The sequence below is a fragment of the Micromonospora chokoriensis genome, assembly GCF_000718555.1.
GTDB lineage: Bacteria > Actinomycetota > Actinomycetes > Mycobacteriales > Micromonosporaceae > Micromonospora > Micromonospora chokoriensis_B.
Genome location: NZ_JOAN01000016.1, coordinates 150,551 through 167,517, shown reverse-complemented (window position 1 = coordinate 167,517; position 16,967 = coordinate 150,551). Strand labels below are relative to the sequence as shown.

The 16,967-nt window shown below is 69.8% G+C and carries 15 protein-coding genes and 1 pseudogene; 10 read left to right on the top strand and 6 right to left on the bottom strand.

The window, feature by feature from the left end; all coding sequences use genetic code 11:
* Window positions 1-418, top strand: a 418-nt coding sequence (locus IF46_RS0122485) for a non-reducing end alpha-L-arabinofuranosidase family hydrolase (protein ID WP_269639787.1), incomplete at its 5' end; no start/stop codon positions are given.
* 161 nt (window positions 419-579) lie between these two features.
* Complete coding sequence (locus tag IF46_RS0122480; RefSeq protein ID WP_030490341.1) at window positions 580-1,158, top strand: dihydrofolate reductase family protein; 579 nt, start codon at window positions 580-582, stop codon at window positions 1,156-1,158.
* Window positions 1,159-1,197: 39 nt separating this feature from the next.
* Here the strand turns inward: IF46_RS0122480 and IF46_RS0122475 are convergent, their stop codons facing one another.
* Both IF46_RS0122475 and IF46_RS0122470 read right to left on the bottom strand, forming a co-directional pair.
* Entirely contained in the window at window positions 1,198-1,719 is a 522-nt protein-coding gene (locus IF46_RS0122475) for a hypothetical protein (RefSeq protein WP_157563346.1), read from the bottom strand.
* On the bottom strand, window positions 1,719-2,435 hold the full coding sequence (locus IF46_RS0122470) for a DUF899 family protein (RefSeq protein ID WP_030490339.1): 717 nt from the start codon (window positions 2,433-2,435) through the stop codon (window positions 1,719-1,721). The genes IF46_RS0122475 and IF46_RS0122470 overlap by 1 nt, the downstream gene beginning before the upstream one ends.
* A gap of 137 nt (window positions 2,436-2,572) precedes the next feature.
* Here IF46_RS0122470 and IF46_RS0122465 point away from each other — a divergent pair, with 137 nt between their 5' ends.
* Window positions 2,573-3,493, top strand: coding sequence for an RNA polymerase subunit sigma-70 (locus IF46_RS0122465; protein ID WP_030490338.1), 921 nt, complete (start codon window positions 2,573-2,575; stop codon window positions 3,491-3,493).
* An 11-nt stretch (window positions 3,494-3,504) separates the two neighbouring features.
* Here IF46_RS0122465 and IF46_RS33925 read toward each other — a convergent pair.
* Window positions 3,505-4,393: pseudogene (locus IF46_RS33925) on the bottom strand (IS701 family transposase).
* A 166-nt stretch (window positions 4,394-4,559) separates the two neighbouring features.
* Between IF46_RS33925 and IF46_RS33370 the strand changes: the two are divergent.
* The 3 genes from IF46_RS33370 to IF46_RS0122445 all read left to right on the top strand — a co-directional run bounded on the left by IF46_RS33370 (window position 4,560) and on the right by IF46_RS0122445 (window position 7,735).
* Window positions 4,560-5,204, top strand: a complete 645-nt coding sequence (locus tag IF46_RS33370; RefSeq protein WP_051724083.1) for a DUF6891 domain-containing protein — start codon at window positions 4,560-4,562, stop codon at window positions 5,202-5,204.
* 124 nt (window positions 5,205-5,328) lie between these two features.
* Window positions 5,329-6,222, top strand: a complete 894-nt coding sequence (locus IF46_RS0122450; RefSeq protein ID WP_030490335.1) for an SGNH/GDSL hydrolase family protein — start codon at window positions 5,329-5,331, stop codon at window positions 6,220-6,222.
* Between the two features lie 112 nt (window positions 6,223-6,334).
* Window positions 6,335-7,735, top strand: a complete 1,401-nt coding sequence (locus IF46_RS0122445; protein ID WP_084597999.1) for a serine/threonine-protein kinase — start codon at window positions 6,335-6,337, stop codon at window positions 7,733-7,735.
* Window positions 7,736-7,802: 67 nt separating this feature from the next.
* Here IF46_RS0122445 and IF46_RS0122440 read toward each other — a convergent pair whose 3' ends face one another.
* From IF46_RS0122440 to IF46_RS0122430, 3 genes are all read right to left on the bottom strand, one after another.
* On the bottom strand, window positions 7,803-8,831 hold the full coding sequence (locus tag IF46_RS0122440; RefSeq protein WP_030490333.1) for a glycoside hydrolase family 11 protein: 1,029 nt from the start codon (window positions 8,829-8,831) through the stop codon (window positions 7,803-7,805).
* A gap of 429 nt (window positions 8,832-9,260) precedes the next feature.
* Entirely contained in the window at window positions 9,261-10,406 is a 1,146-nt protein-coding gene (locus tag IF46_RS0122435) for an RNA polymerase sigma factor (protein WP_030490332.1), read from the bottom strand.
* An 8-nt stretch (window positions 10,407-10,414) separates the two neighbouring features.
* The gene (locus IF46_RS0122430) at window positions 10,415-10,822 is read right to left on the bottom strand and encodes a YciI family protein (RefSeq protein ID WP_030490331.1); all 408 of its coding nucleotides are present in this window, start codon (window positions 10,820-10,822) and stop codon (window positions 10,415-10,417) included.
* 199 nt (window positions 10,823-11,021) lie between these two features.
* Between IF46_RS0122430 and IF46_RS0122425 the strand changes: the two genes are divergently transcribed.
* The 4 genes from IF46_RS0122425 to IF46_RS0122410 all read left to right on the top strand — a co-directional run bounded on the left by IF46_RS0122425 (window position 11,022) and on the right by IF46_RS0122410 (window position 16,946).
* The gene (locus IF46_RS0122425; protein WP_030490330.1) at window positions 11,022-11,477 is read left to right on the top strand and encodes a Fur family transcriptional regulator; all 456 of its coding nucleotides are present in this window, start codon (window positions 11,022-11,024) and stop codon (window positions 11,475-11,477) included.
* Window positions 11,474-13,750 carry a catalase/peroxidase HPI gene (katG, locus tag IF46_RS0122420; protein WP_030490329.1) on the top strand — a complete coding sequence of 759 codons (2,277 nt, stop codon included), beginning with the start codon at window positions 11,474-11,476 and terminating at the stop codon, window positions 13,748-13,750. Before IF46_RS0122425 ends, katG begins: the two co-directional genes overlap by 4 nt.
* A gap of 247 nt (window positions 13,751-13,997) precedes the next feature.
* Entirely contained in the window at window positions 13,998-15,308 is a 1,311-nt protein-coding gene (locus IF46_RS0122415; RefSeq protein ID WP_051724081.1) for a glycosyltransferase family 4 protein, read from the top strand.
* A gap of 213 nt (window positions 15,309-15,521) precedes the next feature.
* Window positions 15,522-16,946: an O-antigen ligase family protein gene (locus tag IF46_RS0122410; RefSeq protein WP_157563343.1), complete on the top strand. Its 1,425-nt coding sequence runs from the start codon at window positions 15,522-15,524 to the stop codon at window positions 16,944-16,946.
* Window positions 16,947-16,967: the final 21 nt, after the last annotated feature.

The window sequence follows — 16,967 nt, the reverse complement described above, 5'->3', positions numbered from 1 at the left end:
CGGGAACTTCCCGGGCAGCTTCGGGTCGAACTACACGACGATCATGAGCGACACGACGAACAACCTGTTCGAGGCCGTGCAGGTCTACAAGCTGCAGGGCCAGAACCGGTACCTGATGATCGTCGAGGCGATCGGCTCGCAGGGCCGTTACTTCCGCTCGTTCACGGCCACCAGCCTGGGCGGTACGTGGACGCCGCAGGCCGCAAGCGAGAGCAACCCGTTCGCCGGTAAGGCCAACAGTGGTGCCACCTGGACCAACGACATCAGCCACGGTGAGCTGCTGCGCACCAACGCCGACCAGACCATGACCGTCGACGCCTGCAACCTGCGCCTGCTCTATCAGGGTCGTTCCCCGAGCTCGGGTGGCGATTACGGGCTCCTGCCGTACCGGCCGGGTCTGCTGACCCTGCAGCGCTGACACCTTGGGCGGGCTCGGCGTCACGCCGAGCCCGCCCGCACCAACTGAAGAAGGAAAGACGGGATACGACATCAAGCAGCGGGACGGGCCCGCGGTCGATGAGTTTGGGATGATGCGCCGGTCGATCCGCCGACATCATCCGACTCGAAGGGATCTCCGCGATGGCAAAGGTCATCTCCACGCTGTTCATCTCGGCCGACGGTGTGGCCGAGATCGACCCCGATTGGCACTTCCCGTACTTCGACGAGAACATGGGTCGCGCCGTCACCGAGGATTATGACGCCGCCGACGTGTTGCTCATCGGCCGCGAGACGTACGACAGCTTCGCCGGTGCCTGGCCCGACCGGGAGGCCGCCGGCGGCGACGACGCGCCGTTCGCCAAGCAACTCGGGGACGTGCGCAAGGTCGTCGTCTCACACCAGCCGCTGGAGTTCTCCTGGCGCAATTCGGAGCTGATCGACGGGGATCTCGTCGACGCCGTCACCGCGCTCAAGGCCGACGCCGGCGTTCGGGGCATCCTCATCCCCGGCTCGATCTCCGTGGTGCAGCAACTGCTTGCCGCAGGACTGGTCGACGAGCTACGCCTGCTGGTGCACCCGGTGGCCGCGCGCAAGGGACGCAAGCTGTTCGACGAGGGCGATGAGGCGTACCACCTGCGAGTGGTGGCCTCGGAAGCGTTCCCGACGGGTGTCCTCCGGGTGATCTACGCGCCGGGCACGGCACCGGTGAAGGCCGGTTAGTACTCCAACGTCACTAGATCTGCCGGCTGGCTTACTCGGCTAGCTCATGAAGAAGATCATGGCCGCGAGGCTTGCCCCCATGGCCAGGTGCTCCCAACGGAGCAGGTCCGTGATCGGTCGATTGCGCAGCCGGACGAGTGCGGCCGCCATCCAGCAGAGGTAAGCCGCCGTGGCGGCGCGTAGCAACACGAGCGCCGCGTCATGGCCGGTGACGGTGCCGTGGTCCATCCGGGGCCCGGCGGCCATGTGGTGGACTGCCATCGACCCGCCGTGTTGATGCATCAGCACGGCGAGCGCCATGAGCACGGCCCCGGCCGTACGGTGCCACTCCACCTCCGGGCCGCGCTCGGTCGGACCGCTGGTGACGAGTGCCACCGCGAAGGCGAGGAGCAGCAGCGCGCCCGCGTACTGCACAACCGGTGCGGCGTCGAGGGTCACCGCGACCATGACAGCCACCATCGCACCCGCGAGCATCCGGGCCCTGCGGGACGCGCCCGCCCGCGGCACGACGCAGCAGCAGGCCGACACCGCGGCCGACCCGAGCATGATCATCTCGAGCATCAGGACGTCACCGCCGGCGTAACGCCGGGGCGTGACCATTGGGCGGTGGGGCGGCCGTTGAGCCGCCACGGGTGACCACTGACCCGCGGCCAACCTTGGGGTGAGTTTTCCCAGTTCTCTTGCCGGCCGTACACGGTGAGGTCCAAGGCGTGGTAGCTGGTCGTCAACGCCTCCACGCCCCGCCCGGTGGTCCAGTAGGTTTCGTAGACCTGGTCGCCGTCGCGCAGGTAGCAGGCGATGAACCCAAATTCGCGACCGTCGGCCAGAGCCGGGTCGGAGTCTTTCGCCGAATACCAGGGGAACGGGTAGCCCATGAACTCCGCGAACGGGGCACTTTCGTCGTAGGGGCCCTGGCAGAACACGGCGTAGGTGACGTCCCGGGCATGCAGGTAGTCCAGCATCTGCATGTGACAGGTCGAGAAGGTGCACCCCTCACACTGATCGCCGTACGGTTTGCCGTCGTGCCACATGTGGAAGTAGGCGATGAGCACCCGGCGGCCCTCGAAAACCTCCACCAGCGGGGTGTCCCCGCCGGGGCCCTGGACCGTCACCGTCGGCATCAAGGTCATCGGCAGCTGACGACGAGCGGCTGCGATCGCGTCTCCTTCGCGGGTATGGGCCTTCTCCCGGACCAGCAGTTCGTTGCGCTCGCGCAGCCAGGTCTCCCGGTCGACGACCGGGGGCATGGCTGCGCTGGACGCGGGGGTTGCCGTCATGGCTGTCTCCTTCGTGGGGTGGGGATTGGTCACAGGTACAGACGACCGAGTCGGCGATCGTCATCGGTGACCGATGACGGATGGGGTCCGCGGTCGTCAGTACGGTTGTGAGGACCACTCAGCCCCGGGGAGATCGCATGTCCGACTCGCCTGACGAGCAGGCGGTCTGGCTGCAGCGCGCCTTCGACGAGCACCGGCGCGAGCTGCACGTGCACTGCTACCGCCTCGCAGGGAACGTCACCGACGCGGACGACCTGGTGCAGGAGGCCTTCCTGCGTGCCTGGCGGGCTCGCGACCGCTTCGAGGGTCGGGCGTCGGCGCGCACCTGGTTCTACCGGATCGCCACGAACGTCTTCCTCGACAGTCGCAAGGCGGCCGGTCACCGGACGGTTCCGTATGGTGACCCGCTGGAGTGGTCCACCGAGCTCGGTCCCTATCCAGACGCCCTGTTGGCCGACGATCCGCAGACCGGTCTCGCCGCCCGGGAGACCGTCGAGCTGGCCCTGATCGCAGCGCTCATGTACCTGCCGCCGCGGCAGCGGGCGGCCTTCGTGCTGCGCGACGTCTACGGCTGGACGCCGCAGGAGATTGCCGGCGCGCTCGACACCGCCGTAGCAGCCGTCAACAGCCTCCTCCAGCGGGCCCGCCACACCCTCCGGCGGCGCGCTCCGTCGGACCCACAGGACTGGCGCCGCCCGCAGCTCACCAGCGAGGACGAAGAGATCCTGCGCCGCTACGCCAACGCGAAGGACCCGGAGACGGTCCGGGCACTGCTCGCCGAGGACGTACGGATCACGATGCCGCCCGAGCCACCGGTCGTCGGGATCGACGCGGCCGCGGAGTTCCTCGGCCGACCGCTCGACTGGCGTACCTTCCCCACCTCGGCCAACGGGCGCCCGGCACTGATCAACTATCTCCGCCGGCCCGGCAGCCCGCACTATGAGGCGCTGGTCGTCGACGTACTCCGGATCGAGAACGGGAAGATCGTAGAGAGCAACGCCTTCATCGGTGCCCGTCACGTCGCCGCCTTCAGCATGCCCGCCACGCTCGAGCCCTAGACGAGTAAGTCTCAAGCTAAGTGGCCGAGTCTGCGCTGGTAGTGGGATCGCCGGGCTCGGGCTTGGGATGTTCGTCGCCAGGTGGACCAGTGCAGGGTGTGCGCTGGGGGTAGTGGCAGGGCGAGGAGTCGGCGGATCTCGGCGACGGTCGACGCGATGATCTCCGGGTCGGGGTCGGGCTGCTGCGCGGTGGTGGCGGCGAGGATGGTCAGGACGGCCAGGGCGAGCATGGCCAGGGTGATGAACCGGTGCCAGCCGGTCCAGCCACTCGGCGGTGGGTATCCGGTCGGCGAGGTCGTCGACGCGGATCAAAGTGCGGCCGTCGTTGACGTGCACGCGTCGGTCGCAGCCGACGGCCAGGACGTAGCCGATCGCGCGGTGTTCCAGGTCAGCGCACAGGCCGGGGTCGGCGCCGTAGACCTCGTCGCCAGTCACCCACCCGACCGGGACTCCGGCGTCCAGCGCGTCGGCGATCATCTGCCGGGCCAGGGCAGGCTTCGTAGCGAACCCGACGTCGTCCGGGACGCCGGCGGCGGTGAGACGCTCGAGCCGGTCGCACCAGGATGTCTCGGGTAGGTAGAGCCGGCGATCGATCATCGCCCGCCCCGCCGGTGACACGTAGGCCAGGAACACCCCGACCTGGCTGTTCTCGACCCGGCCGGCGTCGGCGTCCCACGCCGCCGTACGCAGCAGCCGCTGCATCGCCTGCGGATCGTCGTGACCCGCCCGTTCGGCCAACGTCCAGCAGGTCTTACGTTCCACGCCCGACAGCAGCCCTTCCACGAACTGCCCGGCGGTCCGACGGGGCTCCGCCCAAACGAACCGGTCCGCGACATGTGTCACCGCCTCGTTCAGGATGACCCGCCACCCGGTCGGGTCTACGCTGTGGCACACGGCCACCGCACGATCTTCGGTTGTCCTCACAAACCATCGATGATCAACGCGGTGGCCGTCCTCATGCCCGCGCCACGCCCAACGCCGAAGCCAAGTGACGTTGGAGTATTAGGACGTCGTACGCCCGTGTGAAGATCTCGTCGTGACTGAGTGGACGTACAACGATCGCCCCGTGGGTGTCAGGTTCCTCACCGATCGGATCCCGGAGCCGGGCCGCACCGCGATCGAGGGCGAGCTGTGGGCCTGGATCGTGCGTGGTGAGGCCGACGCCGACGAGTTCGTCGACTTCTTCGATGACGCCGAGGAGCGCTGCGGCGCCACCGACGATGAGCTCAGGGCCGCGCACGAGGCGGCCTTGGCCGCTCGGCGGGAGCAGCAACGCGGGTGGGGTGAGGTGCGCGGCAACGTCACCCGTGCCTTCGTCGAGCTCAACGAGCTGGGGGTGGTGGCCCGGGAAAACTTCAGCTGCTGCGGCACCTGCGCGAGCGCCGAGATCCACGACGAGCGGGACGACTCTCGGCACTGGCACGGGTTTCTCTGGTACCACCAGCAGGACACCGAGTCGCTGCTCGCGAGCGAGGACGGCGAGGTCTACCTCGGCTACGGGGCCTACCCTCCGGCCGACTTCGACGAGGTTGCCTACGCGGGCCTGTCGGAGGCCGAACAGCAGGCCAACTACCAGGCCGACCTGGAACGGCTGCTGGACGACATCGCGTTTCCGGTGCTTCGCAAGCACGGCATGCAGGTGGAGTGGAACCGCAAGCAATCCCGGCGGATCCGGGTTACCGGCGCCCAGTGGTACGCACCAGTTGATTGACCGCTACCGATTCATCCCACACTTCGGACCATTATTTAGTGAGGCCCATCGATATTGACGTGCGACGGCTGCGGCGACAGGATCTCGGGCACCACCACCACCGTGATCCCTCCTGGGAGGCGCCATGCCCCGTCCCCGCTTGCCCCTCCTGCGGTCAGCCACCCGGTTGGCCGCACTCGCCCTCGCCACCGCCGGCGTGCTGCTCACCGTCGCCACACCCGCCAGCGCCGCTGTGCCCACCGGCCGCTACGTTGCGCTGGGTGACTCGTACACCGCTGGACCGTTGATCCCCACCCAGGTCGACCTGAACTGCCTGCGATCCAACCGCAACTACCCGTCGCTGGTGGCCGCGTCCGCCGGCTCGTCGTCGTTCGCCGACGTGAGCTGCTCCGGCGCCACCACTGACGACATCCTCTATGGCGGCAGCGGCCAACTGGGCGTCACGCTGCCACCGCAGCTCAGCGCGGTCACGTCCAACACCGCGCTGGTGACGGTGCAGATCGGCGGCAACGACATCGGCTTCTCCGGCATCATCGGCGACTGTGCGGAGGCGAGTCTGAGCAGCCCGCTTGGATCTCCGTGCAAGAACCGGTACACCGCCGGAGGCGTCGACCAGTTGCAGGCGAGAATCGTCGCCGCCACGCCGAAGGTCACCGCTGTGCTGCAGGCGGTCCGGCAGGCCGCACCGGGCGCGCGGGTCGTGGTGCTCGGATATCCGGCGATCCTGCCGGACAGCGGTTACGGCTGCTGGCCCGTCGTGCCGATCGCCTACCAGGATGTGCCGTACCTGCGTGGCATCGAGAAGTCGCTCAACGCGATGCTGGCCACCGCCGCGAGCGCCAACGGCGCCACCTACGCCGATGTCTACACCCCGTCGATCGGCCGCGATGCCTGCAAGGGCAGCGGCACCCGCTGGGTCGAGGGCCTGGTGCCGCAGAACTCGGCCGCGCCCTTCCACCCCAACGCCCGAGGTGAGCAGGGCATGGCCACCGCCCTGCTGGCCAGGCTGAACAGCTGATCGGACCCGCGCTCGGACGACCTGGTCCCGTCGCAAGCGGCGGGGCCAGGTCGCGGAGGTACCAACGGGGCCCGGTGCTTGAGATCGACGAGTCCGGGGTACCGACGGTGTCATGACGAGTGTGGGGGAAGTCGTCGGAGACCGTTACCGCCTGGTCGAAAGCATCGCCAGCGGTGGAATGGGTGACGTCTGGCGGGCCATCGACGAAACCCTGGACCGCTGCGTCGCGATCAAGATGCTGCGACCTCGGCTCGTCACCGATCCCGGCTTCGGCGAGCGGTTCCGTCGCGAGGCCCGGGCGATGGCGGCCCTGCGTCACCCGGGTGTCGCGCAGGTCTACGACTACGGTGAGGTGTCCCGGCCCGACGCGCCGGTCCTCGCGTACATCGTGATGGAGTGTGTCCAGGGGCAGCCCCTGTCGGAGCGGATCGCCGAGGTGGGCCGGCTGGGTGTGGCCGAGACGATGTCGATCGCTACGCAGACTGCCCGTGCGCTTCAGGCCGCACACGACGCCGGCGTCGTGCACCGGGACGTCAAGCCCAGCAACCTGATCATCGAGCCGGACGGGCACGTCGTACTCGTCGACTTCGGCGTCGCGGTGACGCAGGAGGCGGCCAGCCTGACCGCTACGAACCAGGTCGTCGGCACCGCCCTCTACATGGCACCCGAGCAGGTCACCAGGAGCGAGACCACGTCGGCGATCGACATCTACGCGCTGGGGGCGGTCGTCTACCACTGCCTTTCCGGTAGGCCCCCGCACCAGGGCGAGAACGCGGTCGCGGTGGCGCTGCGGCATCTCGAAGAGGAGCCGCCGCCACTGCCCGAGAACGTTCCGGAGGCGGTCGGGCGGTTGGTCGCCACCGCGATGGCCAAGGAGCCCAGTCGCCGCTTCCCGACGGCGACGGCCATGGCCGCCGAAGCCCAACTGCTCGCGGATCCGTCAGGCCCGTTGGTGCGGACGGCTGTCGGGGCGGCGGTCGAGCGTGCGGAGGTCCGGCGGTCGGTCGTCGGTGGCGCGGCGAAGCGGTCGGGAGGACCTGGGCCGAAGGTGCTCGCGGTGCTTCTCGGATCGATGGCCGCCGCGGCTGCCGTCCTGGTGGTCGCCGATCCCACCGGCATGATGTCGGGCCCGGCCGAACGACCGTCGACGCCACCCGCGGTGTCGCCAACGGGCTCGTCGCAGCGCGAGCCTGGCCCGGGCGTCGGTGGCGGTGAGCCGGCCACCCGCGGCTCTGCGGGCCTGCCGGTCCGAGCGCCCAGCTCCCCGACCCCGACGGTCAGCAGTTCGGCGGGTACGGGGCTGGTTGACCAGTCGACGCCGCCTGGCGAGAGCACCCAGGGTGCCTCCGAGAGCCCTTCAGCGAGCCCGACCACGGCCCCGACGGGTGCAACGACGGTGGCACCGACCGGGACAGCTTCGGAGGAGCCAGGGGAGGAGCCGGCGGCGGAGGAGACGAAGAAGCCGTCCGCGGGGGTGCCGGCAGTGCAGGAGACCGAGGCGCCGCAGGTCTAGTGATGCCAGTCTGGCGTGGCGGCCGAGGCCGCCACGCCAGAGGTGTGGTGTCAGGAGCTGATCAGCGTCAACTGGTACGGCAGGTGATCGTCGGCCAGTTCCAGTTGCCGTTGGCCATGACCGTTATCCCGAAGTTGTTGCCGTTGCCGTTCGGCGTCGCGGTGACGGTGCCGCTGTTGCCGCTGACGTTGGCGTTCCAGCTGTTCTGAATGCTCTGGCCGCCGCCGAGGCCGAGGCTGACGACCCAGTTGTTGGTGCCGCTGACCGCGACGTTGAGGTTGAACCGGTCACCCCACTGCTGGCCGGCGGAGATCGTCGCGTTGCAGTTGCCGGTCCCCGGGTTGCCGGTGGTCGGCGGGGTGGTCGGGTTGCCGCCACCGCCACCGCCTTCCTGGACGGTGATGTCGGAGCTTCCGCTGCTCTGGTAGCCCTCGGTGGCCATGACCTGGTAGCTGTGGTTGGTGCCGAGGTTCAGGCCGGCGCGGGCCCAGGCGTCGAAGTGGTTGGCGGTGGTGATCGTGCCACTCGAGCGCTTGTTCTGGCGGACGCTCCAGAACTGGTAGAACGTCTGGTTGCCGTCGATCGACGGGGCGTTGACCCGCTGACTGCGGAGGATGTCGTAGGTGCCGCCGTCAGTGGTGACCGTGCCCATCCGGGTGGCGCCGCTGCTCGGGTTGTAGCTGCCGAAGTTCTCCACCACGTAGTACTCGATGAGCGGGTTGCGCGTCCATCCGTACAGGGCGAGGTAGGTGTTGTTGTTGCCCGGGTTGTAGTTGCCCGAGTAGCTGACCGTCCGTCGGTTGCCGGTGGCCCAACCCTTGCCGCCGACCCAGTTGTTGGTGCTCCTGTCCCAACTGCTGGAGTAGCGGCCGTTCTCGCGCAGCGTCATGCTGGCGTTGCCGCTGTCCTTCCAGAACGAGAAGTAGTACCCGTTGTGCGTGCCGGTGAGGTTCGACGTGAGGGTCCGGTCGGCCTCGGCGTACGCGTTGGTGGCCGTCATCGTGCCGGCCACGGCCAGGACGGCGGCGCACGCGGCGCCCAGGAGCAGCCGCATCCGGCCGCGCCTGCTTGGCGTGGTGTGAATGGTGTCGGTCATGTAGCTGGTGCCTCCTCGTGACGGCTGGCGGGGGCCAGCGGCGCGGTACGCCTCGGCAGGCTGCCGGTGGTCAGGTAACGGCCACGGCGTCGTACCGCTTGGTGGTGGTGGGCCGGTCGTCCTGCACGACGACCGGAGGAGTGGGTCGTGGTGGTCGGTGCCGACGACAATTGAGTGTCGTCGATGGCGACCGTATTGACCCGGCCGTCCACTTGTCAACAAATTCCGGAAACAGGGCAGCAACATAGCCATCGTCGCCGACCTCTGGCTGGGCAACATCATTCCAGGTCAGTAGTTCGGGGAAGTCTGCCTGACGTCTCGATGGCGGAGCGTCGACCGGGTGGCAGACGCCGAAAATTCCGGAGACTTTCCGGACTGCCGCTAGCTGGCCACGCAGAGCGGTGCGGGGGCCGGCGGGTAACCGGCCGGTCAGCGGCGCCGCAGGGCGTTGAGCCGGGCGGCCTGGCGGGTCAGGTGGTCGCGTTCGGCGAGGTTGGGGGCCTGCTGGGCCGCCTCGGCATACAGCCGCGCCGCCGTTGCCACGTCGCCGTCGCGCTCGTGCAGGTACGCCGCCACCGCCGCGTAGCGGGGCAGCGCCTCGTCCAGCGCCGCGAGCGCCGTCAGGCCAGCCCGGGGCCCATCGGCCTCGCCGAGCGCCACCGCGCGGTTGAGCCGAACGACCGGGCTATCGGTCAGGCGCGCGAGTTCGTCGTACCACTCCACGATCTGTACCCAGTCGGTCTCGGCGGCCCTCGGTGCGTCCGCGTGCAGCGCCGCGATGGCGGCCTGGGCCTGGAACTCGCCCAGCTGGTCGCGGGCCAGGGCCGCCTGCAGGATCTCGACGCCCTCGGCGATCGACCGGGTGTCCCAGCGGCGGCGGTCCTGCTCGGCGAGCGGCACCAGGCTGCCGTCGGGCCTGGTCCGGGCGGTGCGCCGGGCGTGATGCAGCAGCATGAGGGCGAGCAGCCCGGCCACCTCGGGGTGGTCGATCGCGGCGGCGAGCTGTCGGGTGAGCCGGATGGCCTCGGCGGCGAGGTCCACGTCGCCGGAGTAGCCCTCGTTGAAGACCAGGTAGAGGACGCGCAGCACGGTGGCCATGTCGCCGGGCCGGTCGAACCGCACCCCGGAGACGGTGCGTTTCGCCCGGCTGATGCGCTGCGCCATGGTCGCCTCGGGCACCAGGTAGGCCTGCGCGATCTGGCGGGTGGTCAGCCCGCCGACGGCCCGCAGCGTGAGCGCGACCGCAGACGACGGTGTCAGCGACGGGTGAGCGCACAGGAAGTAGAGCTGGAGCGTGTCGTCCACCGTGGGGGCGGGCTCGGGCGTCGGCTCCTCGTCGACGACTGCCTCGCGCCGGCGGCGGGCGGCGTCGGCGCGGGCCGTGTCGAGGAACCGGCGCCACGCCACTGTGACCAGCCAGCCCTTGGGGTCGCGGGGTGGGTCGGCCGGCCAGACGCGGACCGCCTCGACCAGGGCATCCTGCACGGCGTCCTCGGCCGCCGCGAAGTCGATTCCGCGGCGGACGAGGACTCCGAGGACGCTCGGCGTGAGGCTGCGCAGCAGGGCCTCATCCATCTGAGTGGTCACTCCGTGATGGTCGGCGGCTCGCTGAGGAACGGACGCAGCTCCAGCCACTCGTGGATCGGCTTCCCGCCCGCACCCGGGGCGGCCGACAGCTCTCCGGCCAGCTCGACGGCCCGTTCGTAGCTGTCGACGTCGATCACCATCCAGCCGGCGATGAGATCCTTGGTCTCGGCGAACGGGCCGTCGGTGACCGGCGGGCGGCCCGCGCCGTCGTACCGGACGAAGGTCCCCTCGGGGGCGAGCGCCTGACCGTCGACGAACTCGCCGGTTCCCTCGAGCCGGGCCGCGAAGTCGCGCATGTACTGCACGTGGGCCGAGATCTCCTCCGGCGTCCACTGGGACATCGGCACGTCGTTCACGGCGGCCGGGGCGCCCCGGTAGTGCTTGAGCAGCAGGTACTTGGCCATCGTCGTTCTCCTTGGTGCTGGCTGGCGACCCATCGTGGTCACGTTCACTCGGGGGACGGAGCCGGGCACCGGTTCTCGACACGCCGTCCGGATTGTTGCGCTCCGGCAGGTTAACCTGGGGCGAAATGTCCCCCACGGGGGTGTTCGGCGTGGCGCAAAAACTTGATTCGTTCCAGAAAAGTGGGCTAGTGTTCGTCGCGTGACGTCCGACTTCGAGGCGCAGCTGCGGGCTGTCTCGTTGCGCGTGACCCGGCCCCGACTGGCGGTGCTCGCGGCGCTGCGCGACCACCCGCACCTCGGCACCGACGCGGTGATCGCGCTGGTGCGCGCGGGTCATCCCACGGTCTCGCACCAGGCGGTGTACGACGTGCTGCGGGTGCTCACCGACGCCGGTCTGGTGCGGCGCATCCAGCCGGCCGGCGCGACCGCCCGCTACGAGTCCCGGGTCGCGGACAATCACCACCATGTCGTGTGCCGCTCTTGCGGCGCCATCGCCGACGTCGACTGCGCCGTCGGTCATGCCCCCTGTCTCACCGCCTCGGGTGACCACGGTTTCGTGGTCGACGAGGCGGAGGTCGTCTACTGGGGCACCTGCCCCGAGTGCGCGACCGAACGCACGCCCCAGAGATCCGCAAGCTCGGAAGGAAGTACATGAGCGACACCCAGGACAACGGCCCCATCAGTGCGCAGGGCGTGGACCAGAAGGCAGCGGCCGGCTGCCCGGTCGCGCACGACTCGGTGACCGCGCAGGGCAGCGAGAGTGAGAACCCGGCGATCGACTCGCCGACCGCGAAGACCGGCGGGCGTCCGCGCACCAACCGGGACTGGTGGCCGAACCAGCTCGACCTCTCGGTGCTGCACGCCCACTCGGCCAAGGGCAACCCGCTGGGCGAGGACTTCAGCTACGCCAAGGAGTTCGCCAAGCTCGACGTCGAGGCCCTCAAGCGCGACATCGTGGAGGTGCTCACCACCTCGCAGGACTGGTGGCCCGCCGACTTCGGCCACTACGGCGGCCTGATGATCCGGATGAGCTGGCACGCCGCCGGCACGTACCGCATCGAGGACGGCCGGGGCGGTGCCGGCGACGGCGGTCAGCGGTTCGCGCCGCTGAACAGCTGGCCGGACAACGCCAACCTCGACAAGGCCCGCCGGCTGCTCTGGCCGGTCAAGCAGAAGTACGGCCAGAAGATCTCCTGGGCCGACCTGCTCGTCCTCGCCGGCAACGTCGCCCTGGAGTCGATGGGCTTCAAGACCTTCGGCTTCGGCTTCGGCCGCCAGGACGTCTGGGAGCCCGAGGAGATCTTCTGGGGTCCGGAGGACACCTGGCTCGGCGATGAGCGCTACGCCTCCGAGAAGGAGATGGCCGCCGGCGTCGGGGCGACCGAGATGGGTCTCATCTACGTCAACCCGGAGGGCCCGCGAGGCAACGCGGACCCGGCCGCGGCGGCGCACTTCATCCGCGAGACCTTCCGCCGGATGGCGATGAACGACGAGGAGACCGTCGCCCTCATCGCCGGTGGCCACACCTTCGGCAAGACCCACGGCGCCGGCGTCGCCGACAACCACGTGGGCCCCGAGCCCGAGGGTGCACCGGTGGAGGCACAGGGCCTGGGCTGGCTGAGCACCCACGGCAGCGGCAAGGGCGCCGACACGATCACCAGCGGTCTCGAGGTGACCTGGACCGACCTGCCGACGCAGTGGAGCAACCGCTTCTTCGAGATCCTGTTCGGCTACGAGTGGGAGCTCACCACGAGCCCGGGTGGCGCGAAGCAGTGGGTCGCCAAGGACGCCGAGGCGATCATCCCGGACGCCTTCGACCCGGCGAAGAAGCACCGCCCCACGATGCTCACCACCGACCTGTCGCTGCGGGTCGACCCGGCGTACGAGAAGATCTCACGCCGCTTCCTGGAGAACCCCGACCAGTTCGCGTTGGCGTTCGCCAAGGCGTGGTACAAGCTGCTGCACCGCGACATGGGCCCGGTCGAGCGCTTCCTCGGGCCGTGGGTGGCGGAGCCGCAGCTGTGGCAGGACCCGGTGCCGGCCGTCGACCACCAGCTCGTGGGTGACGCCGACATCGCCGCCCTCAAGGCGAAGGTCCTGGAATCCGGGCTCACTGTCGACCAGCTGGTCTCCACCGCCTGGGCGTCCGCCGCGAGCTTCCGCCACACCGACAAGCGCGGTGGCGCCAACGGCGCGCGGATCCGTCTTGAGCCGCAGCGCAGCTGGGAGGTCAACCAGCCCGAGCAGCTCGCGACGGTCCTGACCGCCCTGGAGGGCATCCAGCAGGAGTTCAACGCGGCCGGCGGGGCGACGATCTCGCTCGCCGACCTGATCGTGCTGGCCGGCTCGGCCGCCGTCGAGAAGGCGGCGCGGGACGCTGGCGTCGAGGTGACCGTGCCGTTCCGGGCGGGCCGCACCGACGCCACCCAGGAGCAGACCGACACCGACTCGTTCCGGGTTCTTGAGCCGCGCGCCGACGGGTTCCGCAACTACCTGCGCGCCGGCGAGAAGACCCAGCCGGAGGTGCTGCTCATCGACCGGGCCTACATGCTCAACCTGAGCGCTCCCGAGATGACCGTCCTCATCGGCGGCCTGCGCTCCCTCGGTGCCAACACCGGCGGCAGCCAGCACGGTGTCCTCACCGACCGGCCGGGCGTGCTCACCAACGACTTCTTCGCCAACCTGCTCTCCCCGGGCACCCGGTGGAGCACGTCGAAGTCCGACGAGCACGTGTACGAGATCCGCGACCTGGCCACCGACGAGGTGAAGTGGACCGCCACCGCGGTCGACCTGATCTTCGGCTCCAACTCGCAGCTGCGAGCCCTCGCCGAGGTCTACGCCAGCCAGGATGGCCGGGAGAAGTTCGTGGCCGACTTCGTGGCGGCCTGGACCAAGGTCATGGAGCTCGACCGGTTCGATCTCGCCTGACAGGTTCCCCACCCACGAGCCCCGGTCGATCCGTCACTGATCGACCGGGGCTCGTCGGCTTCTCCGTGCCGTTCGACGCGACACCAGCGCCGTCATCGAACTGACATCCAGCTGCCATTCCCTCGATTACGAATCCCGTGGATGATCTTTTTTGTCTAGTTGATCAGCTGGCGGACGGGCCCTTTCATGGCAAGGTGTTGACCTGCCCGGGCGGCGGGCGCGGACCGAGTCACCCAGGGGAGTCATCGTGGCCCATCCCGACCTTCAGGCCGAGGAGTTGGACCAGCACACCGAAGGCCCTGCGATTCCCCGTCAGCGGGGTGTTGGCGCACCGGCCCGGCGGGTAGTCCCCACCCGGCCGCCTGGCGCGAGCGTCGCGGAGACCGGCTGGCGTCCGCTGCGGATCGCGATGATCGGCCAGAAGGGGATGCCGGCGACCTACGGCGGCATCGAACGGCACGTGGAGGAGATGGCCAGCCGGCTCGTCAGCTACGGGCACGAGGTCACGGTCTACTGCCGCCGCAGCTACGGCGACACACCCGCCGACGGCTATCGGGGCGTACGGCTGCGCCAGACCCACACGATCGCGAGCAAGCACCTCGACGCCATCGTGCACGCCGCGACCTCGACCATGACGGCGATGACCGCGCGGCCCGACATCGTGCACTACCACGGGCTCGGGCCGGCCCTGGTCGCCCCGCTGCCACGCGCTCTGTCCCGAGCGCGAGTGGTGCTTACCGTGCACGGGTTGGACAACCAGCGCAACAAGTGGGGGCTCGCCGCGCGGGCGGTGCTGGGCAGCGCCCACTGGCTCAGCGGGTACGTCCCGCACCAGCGGGTCGCGGTCTCCCAAGGGCTCGCCGCCCACTACGGCACCCGGTTCGGCCGCCCGACGACCTACATCCCGAACGGCGTAAACCCGGCGCGACCGGCGCGGACCCGGCAGATCCAGGACCGGTTCGGGCTGACCCCCGGCGGCTACCTGCTGCTGGTCGGCCGGCTGGTTCCGGAGAAGGCGGCCGACCTGCTGATCCGGGCCTTCCGCCGCACCGAGACCCCGATCCGGCTGGCGATCGTCGGCGGGTCGTCGTTCACCGACGACTTCGTCGACCGGCTGCGCCGCGAGGCCGACGGGGACGACCGGATCGTCTTCACCGGGTTCGCCTACGGCGACCTGCTCGCCGAGCTGTACTCCGGCGCTGCGGGCTTCGTGCAGCCGTCCCGGTTGGAGGGGTTGCCGTTGACGTTACTGGAGGCGGCCGCGTACGGGCTGCCGGTGGTCGCGAGCGACATCGCGCCGCACGTCGAGGTGCTGCACTCCGACGCCGCCGGCGGGCGATTGTTCCGCGACGGCGACGAGGACGACCTGGTCCGGGTGTTGACGGCGCTCCTCGCCGACCTGCCCGGTGAACGGGCCGGTGCGGTGGCGCTGCGCGAGCGGGTCACCGGGAGATACAGCTGGGACACCGCCGCCCGCGAGTTGGAGCGGCTCTATCTCCGCCTGGCTCCGGAGCCGGGCCGCCGGGGCAGGGCACGACTCGCGGTAACCAGCGACTGACCGTGCGGCGTTCGCCGGGTCAGCGTGGGATCAGCCTCGCGGTGGACGGAGCGGTCGGTGCAACGGCCCCTTCTGCCGTCGCGGGGACACCGCTAGATTGAACCGATCTTGTGCCGGGAGAACATCGGTTGGCCGCGCCCGGCAGCGGCCGGGCAGCGCCGATTCAGTTCAGTGGGATCAGTGGAACAACACACGCAGCAGGTGACTCCGCCCATGACCAGCAGGCTCGACCCGACCCGCCTCCTCACCGGCGGCGCGGCGCTGGCCGCCGCGGTCGTGGCGGTGGTCGCGGGTGTCTCCATGGCGGCCGGTGACCGCAGGGGCATGGTGCTGCCTCTCGCGGCGGTCGCCGGGATCGCGGTGGCCGTCCTCGCGCTGACCCGGTTCGCCGGGTACGTGCTACTGATGCTCGCGGTCCGCTCCTGCGTCGACCTGTTCAAGCTGACCGGCCCGAGCGCCGGTCAGGCCGACTCCGCCGGTACGACTCGAGCCACGGACCCCTCCACCCTGCTCGCGGTGCTGTTCCTCCTCGCCGCCGGGCTCTGGCTGGCCGCCCAACTGCGCCGGCACGGGCGGCTGCGTGGCTCCCCGCTCAGCTGGGCCATGCTGCTGCTCGGCGCGAGCAGCCTGGTCAGTGCCCTCGGGGCCAGTCGACCGGCGAACAGCCTGTTGGAGGCGCTGCGGATCCTCACCGTGGTGGTGATGTTCGTGGTGCTGGAACAGCTCATGCCGGACACCGCGGCGATCCGTCGGGTCCTGCTCGCCTGCTACGCCTCGTTGGTGCTGGCGCTGGGCTACACCGTCGTCCTGTCGCTGCTCGGCAACCCGCCGGCCGAGGTGAAGGGCGACTTCACCCGGATCAGCGGCACGTTCAGTCAGTCGACCACGTTCGGCCGCTACCTGATGTTCATGGTGATCTTCGGGTTCGCGGTGTACCGCTTCCTGGGTCGTCGACTGCGGGTGTCACTCGGGGTGCTGCTCGCGTTCTCGCTGCTGTTCCTGCTGCTCACCAATACCCGCAGTGCCCTGCTCGGCGCGGCGATCGGCCTGGTCGTGGTCGCGGCGCTGCACCGCAGCAAGCGGATGCTGGTCACCCTCTGCGTGGTGGCGATCGCCGGAGTGGCCCTGGTGCCCGCCGTCGGCGAGCGGTTCGCCCAACTCGGCACGTCGCGTACGGTCGGCGGCGACCCGACCGGCAACACCCTGGCGTGGCGGATCGGCTACTGGACCGAGATCGTCACGCTCGCCGACCGGAACCCGGTGACCGGCATCGGGCCGAACATGACCCAGCGCGAGACCGACGAGGCGAAGAAGCCGCACAACGACTTCCTGCGGGCGTACGTGGAGACCGGGCTGCTCGGTCTCGGGGCGTACCTGATGATGCTCCTCGCCCTTGCTTACACCGCGCGAACCGCGCTGCGGCGGGCGCCTCCGGGCAGCTTCGAGCGGGGCGTCGCGGTCGGGTTCGCCGGCTGCACCGCCGCGTTCGTGGCGGTCAGCGCCGCCTCCAACGTCATTTCCAACGTGGTCACCCTCTGGTACTTCGTCGCGTTCGCCGCGGCGGCCAGCGCGATCGCCCGCCAACCGGCCCCAAACCTGGTCGGCGAGCAGCCACGCAGCACGTCCATCCCGGTTTGACTGAACGACAGCATTGGGGAA